The organism is Dysgonomonas sp. Marseille-P4677 (assembly GCF_016652235.1).
Classification (GTDB): Bacteria; Bacteroidota; Bacteroidia; order Bacteroidales; family Dysgonomonadaceae; genus Dysgonomonas.
In genome coordinates this window covers 15,192-29,268 of record NZ_JAEPKU010000048.1, presented here as the reverse complement: position 1 = coordinate 29,268, position 14,077 = coordinate 15,192, and the positions used below count along the sequence as shown (strand labels likewise).

The 14,077-nt window shown below is 35.0% G+C and carries 13 protein-coding genes; 12 read left to right on the top strand and 1 reads right to left on the bottom strand.

Features of this window, described 5'->3' with window-relative positions; genetic code table 11:
* The 8 genes from JGH11_RS10015 to JGH11_RS09980 all read left to right on the top strand — a co-directional run.
* On the top strand, positions 1–958 hold a 958-nt coding region (locus tag JGH11_RS10015), incomplete at its 5' end, for a hypothetical protein (protein ID WP_236263951.1).
* A gap of 197 nt (positions 959–1,155) precedes the next feature.
* Positions 1,156–1,611 (top strand): 50S ribosomal protein L13, encoded by a 456-nt coding sequence (gene rplM, locus JGH11_RS10010; protein ID WP_201111446.1) that lies wholly within the window; start codon positions 1,156–1,158, stop codon positions 1,609–1,611.
* Between the two features lie 6 nt (positions 1,612–1,617).
* Positions 1,618–2,004 (top strand): 30S ribosomal protein S9, encoded by a 387-nt coding sequence (rpsI, locus tag JGH11_RS10005; protein ID WP_201111445.1) that lies wholly within the window; start codon positions 1,618–1,620, stop codon positions 2,002–2,004.
* Positions 2,005–2,195: 191 nt separating this feature from the next.
* A complete protein-coding gene (rpsB, locus tag JGH11_RS10000; protein ID WP_201111444.1) occupies positions 2,196–3,050 on the top strand; it encodes a 30S ribosomal protein S2 in 855 nt (284 codons plus the stop codon).
* 114 nt (positions 3,051–3,164) lie between these two features.
* Positions 3,165–3,989, top strand: a complete 825-nt coding sequence (gene tsf, locus JGH11_RS09995; RefSeq protein ID WP_201111443.1) for a translation elongation factor Ts — start codon at positions 3,165–3,167, stop codon at positions 3,987–3,989.
* A gap of 320 nt (positions 3,990–4,309) precedes the next feature.
* Positions 4,310–4,990, top strand: a complete 681-nt coding sequence (locus JGH11_RS09990; protein WP_201111442.1) for a hypothetical protein — start codon at positions 4,310–4,312, stop codon at positions 4,988–4,990.
* Positions 4,991–5,029: 39 nt separating this feature from the next.
* Entirely contained in the window at positions 5,030–6,607 is a 1,578-nt protein-coding gene (locus JGH11_RS09985; RefSeq protein WP_201111441.1) for a hypothetical protein, read from the top strand.
* 206 nt (positions 6,608–6,813) lie between these two features.
* The gene (locus tag JGH11_RS09980; protein ID WP_236263950.1) at positions 6,814–7,404 is read left to right on the top strand and encodes a hypothetical protein; all 591 of its coding nucleotides are present in this window, start codon (positions 6,814–6,816) and stop codon (positions 7,402–7,404) included.
* Between the two features lie 64 nt (positions 7,405–7,468).
* On the opposite strand, the gene JGH11_RS09975 is transcribed toward JGH11_RS09980, so the two are convergent.
* Positions 7,469–9,304: a glycoside hydrolase family 2 protein gene (locus tag JGH11_RS09975; protein WP_201111440.1), complete on the bottom strand. Its 1,836-nt coding sequence runs from the start codon at positions 9,302–9,304 to the stop codon at positions 7,469–7,471.
* A gap of 224 nt (positions 9,305–9,528) precedes the next feature.
* Between JGH11_RS09975 and yaaA the strand changes: the two genes are divergently transcribed.
* From yaaA to JGH11_RS09955, 4 genes are all read left to right on the top strand, one after another.
* Positions 9,529–10,290, top strand: coding sequence for a peroxide stress protein YaaA (gene yaaA / locus JGH11_RS09970; protein ID WP_201111439.1), 762 nt, complete (start codon positions 9,529–9,531; stop codon positions 10,288–10,290).
* A 73-nt stretch (positions 10,291–10,363) separates the two neighbouring features.
* Positions 10,364–11,839: a cysteine--tRNA ligase gene (gene cysS, locus JGH11_RS09965; protein ID WP_201111438.1), complete on the top strand. Its 1,476-nt coding sequence runs from the start codon at positions 10,364–10,366 to the stop codon at positions 11,837–11,839.
* A gap of 319 nt (positions 11,840–12,158) precedes the next feature.
* A complete protein-coding gene (locus tag JGH11_RS09960) occupies positions 12,159–12,857 on the top strand; it encodes a DNA alkylation repair protein (RefSeq protein ID WP_201111437.1) in 699 nt (232 codons plus the stop codon).
* Positions 12,854–14,077 carry a pitrilysin family protein gene (locus JGH11_RS09955; RefSeq protein WP_201111436.1) on the top strand — a complete coding sequence of 408 codons (1,224 nt, stop codon included), beginning with the start codon at positions 12,854–12,856 and terminating at the stop codon, positions 14,075–14,077. The genes JGH11_RS09960 and JGH11_RS09955 overlap by 4 nt, the downstream gene beginning before the upstream one ends.

Here is a 14,077-nt window from a genome sequence, read left to right as displayed (position 1 = left end):
GTTTATGATATTATGTAAAATTTCGATGTTTCCGTTTTGCTTTATATCTATATATATCTTTATAAAAGAAAGAAAATATAAAGTCTTAATATTTTTTGCTGTCTTGAGTATTCTCCTATGTATCCCATGGTTGATAAGAAATGTTATTCTATCGGGCTATCTGGTATATCCTATATACCAGATCGATTTATTCTCTTTCGATTGGAAATTACCCCAAGAAGTTGCTATAAAAGCTAAAGATTATATACGATTTGTTCCATACGAGTATTTAAATTTCTTAATTAAACATCCTGAATATAGATATAGATCCCCGCTGTTTATCAATATATTAACTCTGGCTATATATGTATTAACCATTTTATCTACTTTTTTCTTTTTTTATAAATGTTTCCGACAAGGGAAAAAAATGCCCTTTAGTTATTTTTTTTTAGGGGCTGTAGTTGTTTCTACTATAATAATATGGATATTGAATGGGCCGGATATAAGATTTATTCAAGCTATAGCTTGTGTTTTCATAGCGTTTATGATTATAATCGGAGGAGGGAGAGGTGATAAAAGTATATATTACCCTCGTTTTACTTTAGTAACTGTAGTGTGTTTGTTTTTTACTTATATCACTATTTGGACTGTCCGACGTTCATATTATAATTATCAAACAGTAAGTGCACATAAAGTAGAATCTGTTCCTCGTCCGTATTCTAGTATATTAATAAAGCCTTATACACGCGAATGTATATCCCAGATTGTGAATCCGGATATGGATAAGCTTTTTGTGCCCCATGAATTAAATAATGGCATTGTAATTTATATTAGTTATGCTGATGTTACGCTTGAAAGATTACCATCGACAGTAAATAAACATAGAGGGAAATTTACTGATTATAAGTGTTTAGAGGCACGAGGGATAAATCTTCAGGACGGGTTTAAATTAAAAGAAGAATGCAAATCTAAAGATTAGTACTCTCGTCTTACTTTTTATGCTATTATTTTTTTGTTAATCCGCTGATTATTTGTAATTTTGCAAGCCGATTATTACGAAATAAAACGTAAAAAATTGATTAGCAAACAATTATCGCTTATTATATCTTAGCTCGATAAGCGGATAAAAGTGATGCGAGTCAAAAAAAGTCATTAACCAAATTAATTTTTAAGTAAGTGGATACTTTAAGTTATAAGACCATTTCAGCGAATAAAGCAACCGTAAATAAAGAGTGGGTTGTGATTGACGCAACAGGCCAAACACTTGGACGCATGGCTTCCAAAGTGGCAAAACTTCTGAGAGGGAAGTATAAACCAAGTTTTACTCCGCATGTAGACTGTGGTGACAATGTAATCATTATTAATGCTGATAAAGTTGTTCTTACAGGTAACAAATGGAATGATCGAGTTTATCTTAGATATACAGGTTATCCTGGGGGGCAAAGAGAAGCAACTCCAGCCGTATTGTTGGAGAAAGGAGCTGATCGCTTAGTACATAAGGTCGTAAAAGGTATGTTGCCTAAAAATCGCCTTGGTGCTGCTCTTCTTAAGAATCTTTATGTATATGCAGGTACAGAGCATAAACATGAGGCTCAACAACCAAAATCAATTGATATTAACTCTCTTAAATAATTATTAATGGAAGTAGTAAATGCAATAGGAAGACGTAAAGCTGCAATAGCTCGCGTATTCGTAAGCGAAGGAACCGGAAAGATAGTGATCAACAAACGTGAACTAGACAATTACTTCCCTTCAACTATTCTTCAATATGTTGTAAAACAACCGCTAAATAAATTAGCTGTTTCTGAAAAATATGACATAAAGATCAATCTTAATGGTGGTGGATATAAAGGACAAGCAGAAGCTGCTCGTCTAGGTATCGCTCGCGCCTTAGTTAAGATTAATCCAGAAGATAAGTCTGCTCTAAGAGCTGAAGGATTTATGACTCGCGACCCACGTGTTGTAGAACGTAAAAAACCGGGACAACCAGGAGCAAGAAAGAAATTTCAATTCTCAAAACGTTAATTTGGATATTATTTTACCCAATTACGCTTTCACGGCTTTTGCCGCTTAAAAGTTATAGGTTGGTTAATATATGATGAGTCGGCCTCATCTCTTAAATTACGTTTAGTATCTAAATTGCCGGGACTTCTTGTGAAGAGCTACCCGACAATTCGCTAACAGAAAAAGAAAGTAAACGAAACAAAAAACTAAAAATGGCAAAATTAGAATTCGACCAATTATTAGAAGCTGGTGTACACTTTGGTCACTTAAAAAGAAAGTGGAATCCGGCAATGGCTCCTTATATCTTTATGGAGCGCAATGGTATCCACATCATTGATCTATATAAAACAATAGCTAAGACAGAAGAAGCTGCTGCTGCAATGAAGCAAATAGCTAAATCTGGTAAAAAAATATTATTTGTAGCAACAAAAAAGCAAGCAAAACAAGTTGTTGCTGATTTGGCGCAATCTGTAAATATGCCATATGTTGTAGAACGCTGGCCAGGTGGTATGTTGACTAACTTTCCTACAATTCGTAAGGCTGTAAAGAAAATGTCGACTATCGATAAAATGGTGAAAGACGGTACATTCGATACTCTTTCAAAAAGAGAAAGACTTCAAGTGACTCGTCAACGTGCAAAACTTGAAAAGACTTTAGGCTCTATTCAGGATTTGACACGTCTTCCTTCAGCTCTATTCGTTGTGGACGTAATGAAAGAACATATTGCTATCAGAGAGGCTAATCGCCTTGGAATACCTGTGTTTGCTATGGTAGATACAAATTCAAACCCTGATGATATCGACTTCGTTATCCCAGCTAATGATGATGCAGGTAAATCTATCGAACTTATCTTAGGCAATATTTGTGAATCTATCAAAGAAGGCTTGGAAGAGAGAAAGATAGAAAAAGCTGATGCTAATGCAGCCGAAGCTCAAGATGAAGAAAGCGGAGCTCCAAAGAGAGAGCGTAAAGCTAAAACAGGCGCTAAAAAACCTGTTGTAGAAAAAGAAGATCAAGATGCAATCAATGCAGCAGTAGCTAGCAAGTTTGCAAAAGAAGAAGAGTAAAATATAACTATGGACTAAGAATTAGCCTCTAGGAGTATTCTTAGAGACTATTTCTTGGTCTTTTCTTTTCTAAAATAAGTATATATTATAAACTAAAATAAAAAGGAGAAAAACATGGCTATTTCTATGGCAGATATCCAACACCTTCGCAAAATGACTGGCGCAGGAATGATGGATTGCAAAAATGCTTTGACAGAAGCAGAAGGAGATTTTGATAAAGCAATCGAAATAATACGTAAAAAAGGACAAGCTTTTGCAGCAAAACGTGAAGATCGTGATGCAACAGAAGGTTGTGTTCTAGCTGCAACAAATGGTGAGTTCGCTTCAATTGTTGCTGTAAACTGTGAAACAGACTTCGTTGCAATGAATGCAGATTTCGTTGGTATGACAAAGTCTATTCTTGAGTCTGCATTAGCTAACAAACCTGCTGATTTAGATACATTAAAAACTTTGAAAGTTGGTGACCGTACAATCTCGGAATTAGTAACAGACAGAATGGGTGTTACTGGTGAAAAAATGGAATTGAACGTTTACGAACAAATTACAGCTCCTACAGTAGTTGCTTATGTACATCCAGGAAACAAACTTGCTTCTATCGTAGGTTTCAATAAGGCGAATGTCGATGCTCAGGTAGCTAAAGATATAGCTATGCAAATTGCAGCTATGAATCCGGTTGCACTTGTAGCAGAAGAAGTTTCAGAAGAAATTAAAGAAAGAGAACTTAGCATAGCTCGTGAAAAAGCTCGTGAAGCAGGTAAACCTGAAAACTTGATCGAGAAAATAGCAGAAGGAGCATTGACTAAGTTCTATAAAGAATTTACACTTCTTCAACAAGAGTTCGTTAAAAATCCTAAGCAGACAATTGCTCAATATCTTGCAGCGCATGATAAAGAATTAGCTGTTACAGGTTTCAAACGTTTTACATTGAACGCAGAGTAAAATAAGTTAACTTCTAAATATAAAAAAGGTGAATTTTGAATAATTCACCTTTTTTTATATCTTTGAACTGTTACAAAGCTTAAGACGGTATGATGTTTAGCACGAAAACTTTACTATGAAGACAGAATGGTATAATTAAGTTTTACACAGATTAAACTACATCCGAAAATATAGCTAATCAAGTAAATACAACAAGGCTATATGTAATAGTCTGAATACGTATTTGTATATAACTTATACAACTAGTAGGTTATTTTGTGTTTTAGCTGTTCGAAATAATGGATATATTATATAACAAACTACAACATTTTATTGGTACTATGAAAATAATTAGGTTCATATTATTACTATTTTTTCTAGTAAATGCTTTGTCGTCTGTTTCTCAGACGAACACGGATATTCTTAAATATTTAGATGATGGCGGAATATCTACTTCAATATATACAGCTAAGATAAATATTTCTTCTATTTATGAAGGAGAAATTTCGCCAAGTGTCGAACGTCTTTTTAGTGATAATTTCGCACTTGAAGTTGGCGTTGGATTGCTACTGCCATCCTATAAAGATCCTATACTGTATGATTTATTAACTAATCCAGACGATGATGATTTCACTTTCGATGATCCTAGAACAGGATACAGTTTTATGGTAAATCCCAAATATTATTTAAGTGAGCAGTCTCAAGGATTCTATTGGGCACTACCACTACGCTATAAAGTTTATCCCGCACAAATTCATTTGTTTGATTTTTCTACAAATTTAGGAATGCAATGGACTTGGGATTCGGGGTTAGTGCTTGATGTATCTCTCGGAATAGGAGCTACTATACAAGATTCGAAGGATAAAAAATCATATATCTTCGATGCTAGTAGTAAAACTGATATAGATTATGAGGCTCATGGTATTATTACTGGTGATGGGGTAGGGAATTCGGAGCCTGCCAAGATTCGTTTTCTATTGCCCTTTTCACTAAAACTCGGGTATAGATTCAAAAGCAGATAGAAGATAAATTATGAATTTTTTAAACTATACAGACATACTATGAGAAAAAGATTATTTACTATTTTGAGTTTTTTCTTATTGATATTTATATCAGTAATGAATATTTGTGCGCAAACCAGTTTAGAGCCAAAAATTGAATGGACTAAAAAGCAACACATGGCAAAAGGGTTTGTAAATACCCTTACACATCTTGATACAAAAGAGAATTCCTTTATTTTTTTGTATAAAACAGCTGCTGAAGGTACATTCAGTAAGTCCCACTCATATCTGGTAAAAATGGATATGTTGACAGGAAAGCCTCAAGATCTAAAGTTGGAGTTGAAAGATGGTGGTGCGAAGCGTGATTGGCGTCATGTAAGAGCATTGGATGATCGTCTTTATATATTCTCATCATTTCAAAATAAAAAGGATAAAAGGCATTATATTTTTGTGGAAACAGTGAATAAAGAAAAGCTTGAATATAATAAAGATGCCCGAAAGATAGGTGAAATAAGTTATAAGGATGTGGATGGGAGTAAATTGGATAATTTTGTAGTTACAGTTTCTCCTAATAAAGAACGCATATTGTTGTCATATTCAATTGTAGATGGCAATACAATAACAAGTATGGGTATTCAGGTCTTCGACAAGGATCTTAATCCTCTGTGGACTCGTGAGAGTGATTTTCCACGCATAGAGGGAAAAGAGGTCTTTGTGGGTAATTATACTATCGATGACGAAGGTAATGTGTATCTCGGTCAAAATAGATATGACAAGAAGAATGAGGTGTGGAACCTTTATTTAACTTGCTTTCCTGTAAATAATGGAGAACCTCGTGTTCAGGAGGTTGTATTTTCAGGAGATAAGTATGCTCGTAACGAAACCATCATATGTAGTCCGAGCGGTGAAATTATTTGTGCCGGACTTTATTCTTCACCAGGTAAAATGAGCGTTTCAGGTACATTCTCGCAAATTTTCTCTCCTCAATTAGGAACTTTATTGTCGAAAGATGAAAAGGAATTTGATGAAGACTTTATCACAATGGGGATGAAGGATAAAGACGCAGAGAAGATGATGGAAAATAAAGATAAAGGAAAAGAGTTTGATGAGGGTTACAGATATTACATTGATAAAAAATATCAGCGTAAAGATGGAGGCTTTTCACTGATTGCTGAAAAATTTAAACTTCAGACTCAAACGGTCAGGAATGGAAATATGGTTTCTACATATTATTATTATAATTTTAATGATATTATAATACTTACTTTCAATACCGATGGTTCTATTCGTTGGGTACAAAAAATACCCAAAGCTCAACGTTTAGTAAATTCAGAGCGACTATTTGGATCTTATTATGCTTCTATAGATGATGAAGACAATATAGATATATTGTATAACGAGCATGTGAAAGATAAGATGTCTGATAAAGCTCAACCATTGATGGTAAGAATTGATAATAAAGGTGAACTTTCTTTTAAAGAATTATTTAAAGAAGATAAAGAGGTGCGTAAATCATTTGCTCCTACATTTGCCCGAAAGTTATTATCCGATAATAAATATTTATTGGGGCGTGTCAATTTGTCCAGATGGGGCGCCAGAGGTACATTTATTCATTGGGGTATAACAGAACTCAAGTAGATATAAAAAACATTAAATAGAAGTGCGACTAATAATATGGTTGCACTTTTTTTATGGAGCGAACTTGTTTGTTGAAGCCTTAAAGCTATCATATGTAAATCTAATTCTATTTTATTTACCAAATAAATTTAAAATTTACGAAAAAATAACGTATATTTGTTATGCAGTGAAACACAATGATAGTAGTAACTAAATTAAAAAACTTTATGAAAAAATCATTACTCATGGGAGCGTTTGCTCTTGTATGTCTGTTTTTGAATGCTCAGGACGGACTAAAAGGAACTTGGTTTACTGGTGGTGCTTTAACTATCAATAGTGATAAGAGTTATGCCAGTGGTGAAAAAGAAAAAACAGATGCTTATACAGTTATGCCGTTAGTGGGAACATTTATTTCGCCGTCGGTAGCTGTAGGTGGTGCTTTGGGTTATACACATGTGAAAAATGATGGTAGCAAGACAAATAATTTTACTATCATGCCTCTTGCTCGAAAATACTGGAATATCTCCGGTGGGCTTTATTTCTTTGGACAGGCTGCTTTGCCGATTGGCTTTGGTAGCACTAAGGTGGGTGAATTTAAAACCAACAACTTTGGTGCACATGTTCAGTTGGCTCCCGGGTTCGATCTTATAGTTAATAGTTGGTTTACGGTAGAAGCTTCATTTGTTCTTGTAGATGCCGGATATTCGAGTCAAAAACCGAAAGGTGGAGAAACTTCCAGTTCATGGGGAATCAATGGTAATTCAATTTCCAGCAGCGAATTTGGTGAATTAAGTGTTGGTGTCAAGTTCTTATTTTAACCCTAATTAGAAATATAAAAAGGCTGCTTTCATTCGAGAGCAAGCCTTTTTTATCAATTATTTGCTAATCTTTTATCTCCTTGCTGCTTTTTATTATTTCTTCATTTATATATTTCACTTTCTCAAAATTCATCTTCTCTACCTTTCGATCGTAAGTTACTAATCCATTTATTTCATGTTCCACATCTGATGTTTGCGTGTAGATAGCAGCACTTAATCCCCTATATTTCATACGTTGCTCGATTTCATTCATCATTAGTACATAAGTGTCTGTCAGGGTTTCTTTATTTATCATCATTTCATATGCGTTGTTCGGAACAGGCCATAAATGATCTCGTACAAACAAACCTTTACCTCCGAATTCACCTAATGAAGCAGCTCTGTTCTCGTCCGGGCGAGGCAAGGCTTTATCTTCGATTTTTCCATAATGATGTAAATCTACAAAATCACCATTACCCGGATCTCCATAGGCAGGACGATATCCCGGAGCATAGTTATAACCAGATATGCCGTTTACAAGACGTGATGGGTCGTATTGCTTAACCCAAGCTGTTATATCAGTAGCTTCAAACGCTCCCCAGTTTTCATTAAATGGAACCCACATAATAATAGATGGTGAACTGATATGCTGATCTATCATTGTTTTTAGCTCAGCTCTGAATTGAGTACGTACAGCAATAGAGTCAGTATCGTCGGGATGCCACAAGTTGGGCATATCTTGCCACACAAGCAGACCCAAACGATCGCAATGATAGTACCAACGTTGAGGTTCAACTTTTATATGCTTACGTATTACGTTAAAGCCTGTTTTTTTAGCTAACTCAATATCGTATAATAACGCTTCATCTGTAGGGGCAGTAAAAATTCCATCGGGCCAATACCCTTGGTCGAGAAGACCTATTTGGAATTCAAACTTACCATTCAGAAGAGTTCGGTTGATTCCATTAACCTTACCTATACTAACAGAGCGCATGCCAAAATATGAATCTATTTTATCTAAAACGTTTCCTTTGTTATCTTTTAATTCGAGTGTCAGATCATATAAGAAGGGATCTTCAGGATTCCATAAATGAGGATTCTCTATTGGAAGATAAAATTCCTCATTGGTTGTACCTTCCTTTTTAGAAATTTCTGTTTGCCCATTTTTAACAATAGCTGTTACTTTTAATTTGGATTGTCCTGAAAAAGCAATAATTTCTAGTTGACTCTTTTCCAGATTTGGTATAAGTTTTATTTGGGCGATATGCTCTTTTTCAACAGGTTCGAGCCAGACTGTTTGCCATATTCCTGATGTATAAGTATAATCTCCTTTAGGTCCGTTTTTTCCACATGCGGCTTTTCCGTCATTAGGGTCGTAAGATCCTACAATCAACGTGTTCTCTCCCGATTTTAGATAATCGGTGATGTCAAAGTTAAAAGCATCATATCCCCCTATGTGTTGTCCTGCTTTTTTACCGTTAATAAAAATAGTGGCAATACGGTCTACTGCTCCAAAGTGTAGTAAAACTCGTTTCTCCTTCCATGCTTTTGGAACTGTGAAATTTCGTCTATACCACAGATTTGTATCACCATTACGAGCTATGCCCGAAAGCTCGGATTCGGGAGGGAAGGGAACTCGTATTTTTTCGAAATTTACAGGAAAATTTAGAGGTGTATCAACATTCTGAGGGCTTGTAAGATCTTTGCCTCCTATATAATCCCATAGTCCGTTTAGGTTCATCCATTCGGATCTGACCATCTGTGGACGTGGGTATTCAGGTAAGGGGACTTCTTGGAGAAGAGCTTTCTCAGCCCATGGTGTAGGCAATGTGAATCGGTCTGATGTTTGAGCTGTTGCTCCGGAAATATTAGATATTAATAGAGCGATAAATAATGAGAGGCAATAATTTGTATTTTTCATATGGGCAATATTTTAATGTTTATTCTATATATTGTCGATTAACGTTGGTATATATCACATTAGAAGTAAACCCTTTTACGTTTTATTAACGGTATGGGCATTTGAAAAGAAGGTCTGATATTTCTTTTGCAAGATAGAAATAAATATTCCTACTATGAACTTTGTTTATCATGTATCAGTTCTTATATTTGTGTAAATACGATGTACAATAAAGATTATAAAATATGATAATAACCATGTCACCTGCCAAACTGCAGGATTTTGAGTCACCGATACCTTCGGTTGAAGCTACCACTCCATTATATGCAAAAGAAGCGAGAGAGTTGTATAAATCTATGGAAGGTATAGATGCTGGTGAAATAGCGTCATTGATGAATATCAATCCGCAGCTGGCACATAATGTGTATCAGTATATTCATGCCTACCCGCTTGGTAAAACGCCTCAACGGCAAGCTGCTCTTGCATATAATGGCATTGCTTATCAAGGATTGGACGCTAAAACATTCTCAGAAAAAGAATGGGAGTTTGCTCAAAAGCATCTGGTTCATATATCAGGATTGTATGGGGTGCTTCGCCCTTTGGATTTGATTAAACCATATAGATTGGAAATGCAAATCCCTTTGGCTAATAATAAGGGAAAGGACCTTTATGCTTTTTGGCGTGAAACCATAAGTAAATATTTGGCGAAACAGATGAAAGCTGACGATAATGTATGGATAAATCTAGCTTCGAAAGAGTATGCAAAAGCAGTTGACAGGAAGCTATTACCAAAAGGCCATAAAGTAATAACACCTATCTTTAAACAACATACTGATAAAGGCTATAAACAAATAGTGGTATATGCAAAGAAGGCAAGAGGAATGATGACACGTTTTATAATCCAGAATCAACTGACAGATATTGAACATCTAAAAGGATTCGATACTGAAGGTTATACTTTTGCTCCACAATTGTCGGATGATAAAGAGTGGATATTTGTTCGCTAAAGCTAGGTGGATTAGTTCTTTCAGATGCCAAACTAATTTCTTACTTTTGTACTTCTAAAATTTGACCCTAATTATGGAACAAAAACTATCTATCTATAATACTCTTACACGTACAAAAGAAATATTCGAACCACTTCATGCTCCTCATGTAGGGATGTATGTATGTGGACCAACAGTTTATAGCGATGCTCATTTGGGACATGCACGTCATGGTGTGACGTTCGATTTATTATTCAGATATTTGCAGCATATAGGATATAAAGTACGATATGTAAGGAATATAACAGATGTAGGGCATCTTGAAAATGAAGAGGGTAGTGGCGAAGATCGGATTGCAAAGAAAGCACGGTTGGAGCAGTTAGAGCCAATGGAGGTAGTCCAATATTATAGTAACAGGTATCATAAAGTAATGAACGACCTGAATACATTGCCTCCTTCTATCGAACCTCATGCATCGGGGCATATTATAGAACAGATTGAATCGATAAAAGAGATACTGAAAAACGGCTATGCTTATGAAAGTAATGGCTCGGTTTATTTTGATGTAGAAAAATATAATAAAGATTATGACTATGGTATTCTTTCTCACAGAAATATAGAGGAAATGCTCAATACGACGCGTGATCTTGACGGGCAGGAAGAAAAACGCAGTAAAGTCGATTTCGCACTGTGGAAAAAAGCTTCTCCTGAGCATATTATGCGTTGGCCTTCTCCTTGGAGTGACGGTTTTCCCGGTTGGCATCTGGAATGTTCCACAATGAGTATAAAGTATTTAGGAAAGGAATTTGATATACATGGCGGTGGCTTGGATTTGATGTTTCCGCATCATGAGTGTGAGATTGCACAAAACACAGCAATGGAAAAACATCAGGTTGTAAAATACTGGATGCATAATAATATGATTACAATCGCAGGTCAAAAGATGGCTCGTTCGTTGGGTAATTTTATAACCTTAGAGCAGCTTTTTGCGGGCGATCACGAATTATTAGAAAAGGCATATAGTCCGATGACCGTTCGTTTTTTCATTCTTCAGGCTCATTATCGTAGTACTGTAGATTTTAGTAATGAGGCTTTACAAGCTGCAGAGAAAGGCCTTTCGCGGTTATTGGATGCATATGCCAGATTAGACAAGATCGTAGTTTCCGAATCTTCATCTGTGAAAGTACAGGACATTCGTCAAAAATGTTATGATGCATTAAATGACGATTTAAATTCAGCTATAGTAATAGCTAATTTGAGTGAAGCGGCTGCAATTATTAATTCGGCTGTTGCAGATAAAGTAAAATTGACGACAGAAGATGTTGTTGAGTTGAAAGGAATATTCGATACATTCCTATTCTCTATCCTAGGTATTCGTAACGATTCCTCAATAGGAAATAGTAGCAATAATGAAGCTTTTTCTAAAGCTATAGATTTACTTCTTGATATTCGTCAAAAAGCAAAAGAAAATAAAGATTGGGCTACTTCCGATCAGATAAGAAATAAATTATCTGAGGCCGGATTCGATATCAAAGATGGAAAAGATGGTACTGAATGGAAATTAAAATAATTTGATTCTCTTTATCTGCTAGGTAATTAATAGATATAATAAAACGATAGAGCAACTCATTATTGACTCTATCGTTTTTTTATAGGTATATAGGGAATTTATCTATAAGGTAATAGTTTCAGCAGTGTGCCGTTTAAGCTTTATGATATATATGATTATGAAAACACTATTTTATATGTAACTATTGTAACCTTTTTATATGGTTGCTACAAAGAAGAGTATACGCTCAAAGAATAGATAAAAGTAACAATATAAAACAGATCAAAAGTGTTACCTTTGTTACCTTTTAGTTAAAACTTAATATGGTATCAATGCTAATATGACTGCTGCTGATATATACAAAGAATTAGAAACATATTCCACTCCCGAAAAGAAGGAGTTTCTGCCGTACTTTTTTAAAACAGGAAAGGGACAATACGGCGAAGGTGATAAATTTATTGGAGTAATAGTTCCTGATACGCGTAAAGTTGCAAGAAAATATAAGGATATTTCATATAATGAGATAACTAAACTATTAGATAATGAATATCACGAATGCCGTCTTTGTGCTTTATTGATGTTAGTCGAAAGATTCAAAAAGACGAAAGGGGATGCGAGAAAGGAAATCTTTGACTTTTATCTATCGAAAACAACCCGTATAAATAACTGGGATTTAGTAGATCTTAGTGCAAAAGATATAGTAGGGGAGTATCTTATCGATAAAGATCGCTCTATACTTTATCGTCTGGCAGAAAGTACTTTACTTTGGGACCAGCGAATAGCTATTCTGTCCACATTTGCATTTATAAAAAAGGGTGATTTAGATGATATATTTGCCCTTTCCCAAAAGTTGTTGGATCATAAACACGACTTGATGCACAAAGCTATCGGTTGGATGCTTCGAGAGGCAGGCAAAAAGGATAAAGACAGGCTCTGTCGATTTCTTGATATTTATAATAAAAAAATGCCCCGGACAATGTTGCGTTATTCAATTGAAAAATTCACACCCGAAGAACGGGCACATTATATGAAAAAATGATCAACTATTATTCTCATACATTATCTAATGGACTTCGTATAGTACATAAGCCCATAGAAAGCAATGTGTCTTATTGCGGTTTTATAGTAAATGGAGGTACGCGGGACGAATTGTCCGATGAACATGGTATGGCTCATTTTGTTGAGCACATGTTGTTTAAAGGTACCAAGAAAAGACGCTCTCATCATATTATCAATAGGATGGACAGCGTAGGAGGTGAATTGAATGCTTATACAAATAAAGAAGAAACTGTTGTTTATTCTGTTTTTCTTGAACAGCATTTCGCCCGTGCCTTTGAGTTGTTGGCTGATATGACTTTTAATTCAGAGTTTCCTCAATATGAAATAGATAAAGAAGTTGAGGTTATTATAGATGAAATACACTCATATGAAGACAGTCCATCTGAATTGATTTTTGATGAATTTGAGAATTTAGTTTTTTCCAATTCGCAGATAGGACATAATATATTAGGTAATCCAGAGTCACTCTCATCTTTTGATACTTGCAAAGCAAAGTCTTTTGTAGATAGATTCTATGTACCATCCAATATGGTATTCTTTTCTTTGGGTAGAACAAATTTTAAGAAAATTGTATACTACGCTGAAAAATATTTGTCCGAATTGACCCCAATAGCAGAACAAAAACAACGCATTCAGCCTACCTTCATCCAGCCTGTAAAAGAGAAAATACAGAAAGATACCACTCAAACACATGCTCTTATAGGTTGTCGTTCTTACTCTTTATACGATCCTAATCGTAGAGCTTTGAGTCTTCTGAATAATATATTGGGAGGCCCAGGGATGAACAGCCGTTTGAATATTTCTCTTCGCGAAAAACGAGGGTATGTATATACTGTGGATTCTACGGTTACAGCTTATACTGATGTAGGAATTCTTTCTATTTATTTTGGCTGTGATAAGCGTAATGCGGATAAATGTATAGATTTGGTGTACAAAGAGCTGAAAAGATTAAGAAACGAACCACTTACTACCTCTCAACTATCGATAGCAAAAAAACAAATGATAGGGCAAATAGGAGTAATGAATGATAATCATGAAAATTTAGCTTTGTCATTAGGAAAGAGCTATTTACATTATAACGATTTTAATACATTGGAAGAAATCTTTGCCAAAATAGAATCTATAACAGCTGCTCAGCTACAAACGATAGCAAATGAAATTTTTGACGAAAATAAAATGTTTAGTTTATTATATAATTAA

What these genes read in the sequence shown, in the direction of transcription:
- rpsI (WP_201111445.1), top strand. Translation starts at nt 1,618, where the DNA reads ATGGAAGTAGTAAATGCAATAGGAAGACGTAAAGCTGCAATAGCTCGC.
- rpsB (WP_201111444.1), top strand. Translation starts at nt 2,196, where the DNA reads ATGGCAAAATTAGAATTCGACCAATTATTAGAAGCTGGTGTACACTTT.
- tsf (WP_201111443.1), top strand. Translation starts at nt 3,165, where the DNA reads ATGGCTATTTCTATGGCAGATATCCAACACCTTCGCAAAATGACTGGC.
- JGH11_RS09990 (WP_201111442.1), top strand. Translation starts at nt 4,310, where the DNA reads ATGAAAATAATTAGGTTCATATTATTACTATTTTTTCTAGTAAATGCT.
- JGH11_RS09985 (WP_201111441.1), top strand. Translation starts at nt 5,030, where the DNA reads ATGAGAAAAAGATTATTTACTATTTTGAGTTTTTTCTTATTGATATTT.
- JGH11_RS09980 (WP_236263950.1), top strand. Translation starts at nt 6,814, where the DNA reads ATGAAAAAATCATTACTCATGGGAGCGTTTGCTCTTGTATGTCTGTTT.
- JGH11_RS09975 (WP_201111440.1), bottom strand. Translation starts at nt 9,304, where the DNA reads ATGAAAAATACAAATTATTGCCTCTCATTATTTATCGCTCTATTAATA.
- yaaA (WP_201111439.1), top strand. Translation starts at nt 9,529, where the DNA reads ATGATAATAACCATGTCACCTGCCAAACTGCAGGATTTTGAGTCACCG.
- cysS (WP_201111438.1), top strand. Translation starts at nt 10,364, where the DNA reads ATGGAACAAAAACTATCTATCTATAATACTCTTACACGTACAAAAGAA.
- JGH11_RS09960 (WP_201111437.1), top strand. Translation starts at nt 12,159, where the DNA reads ATGACTGCTGCTGATATATACAAAGAATTAGAAACATATTCCACTCCC.
- JGH11_RS09955 (WP_201111436.1), top strand. Translation starts at nt 12,854, where the DNA reads ATGATCAACTATTATTCTCATACATTATCTAATGGACTTCGTATAGTA.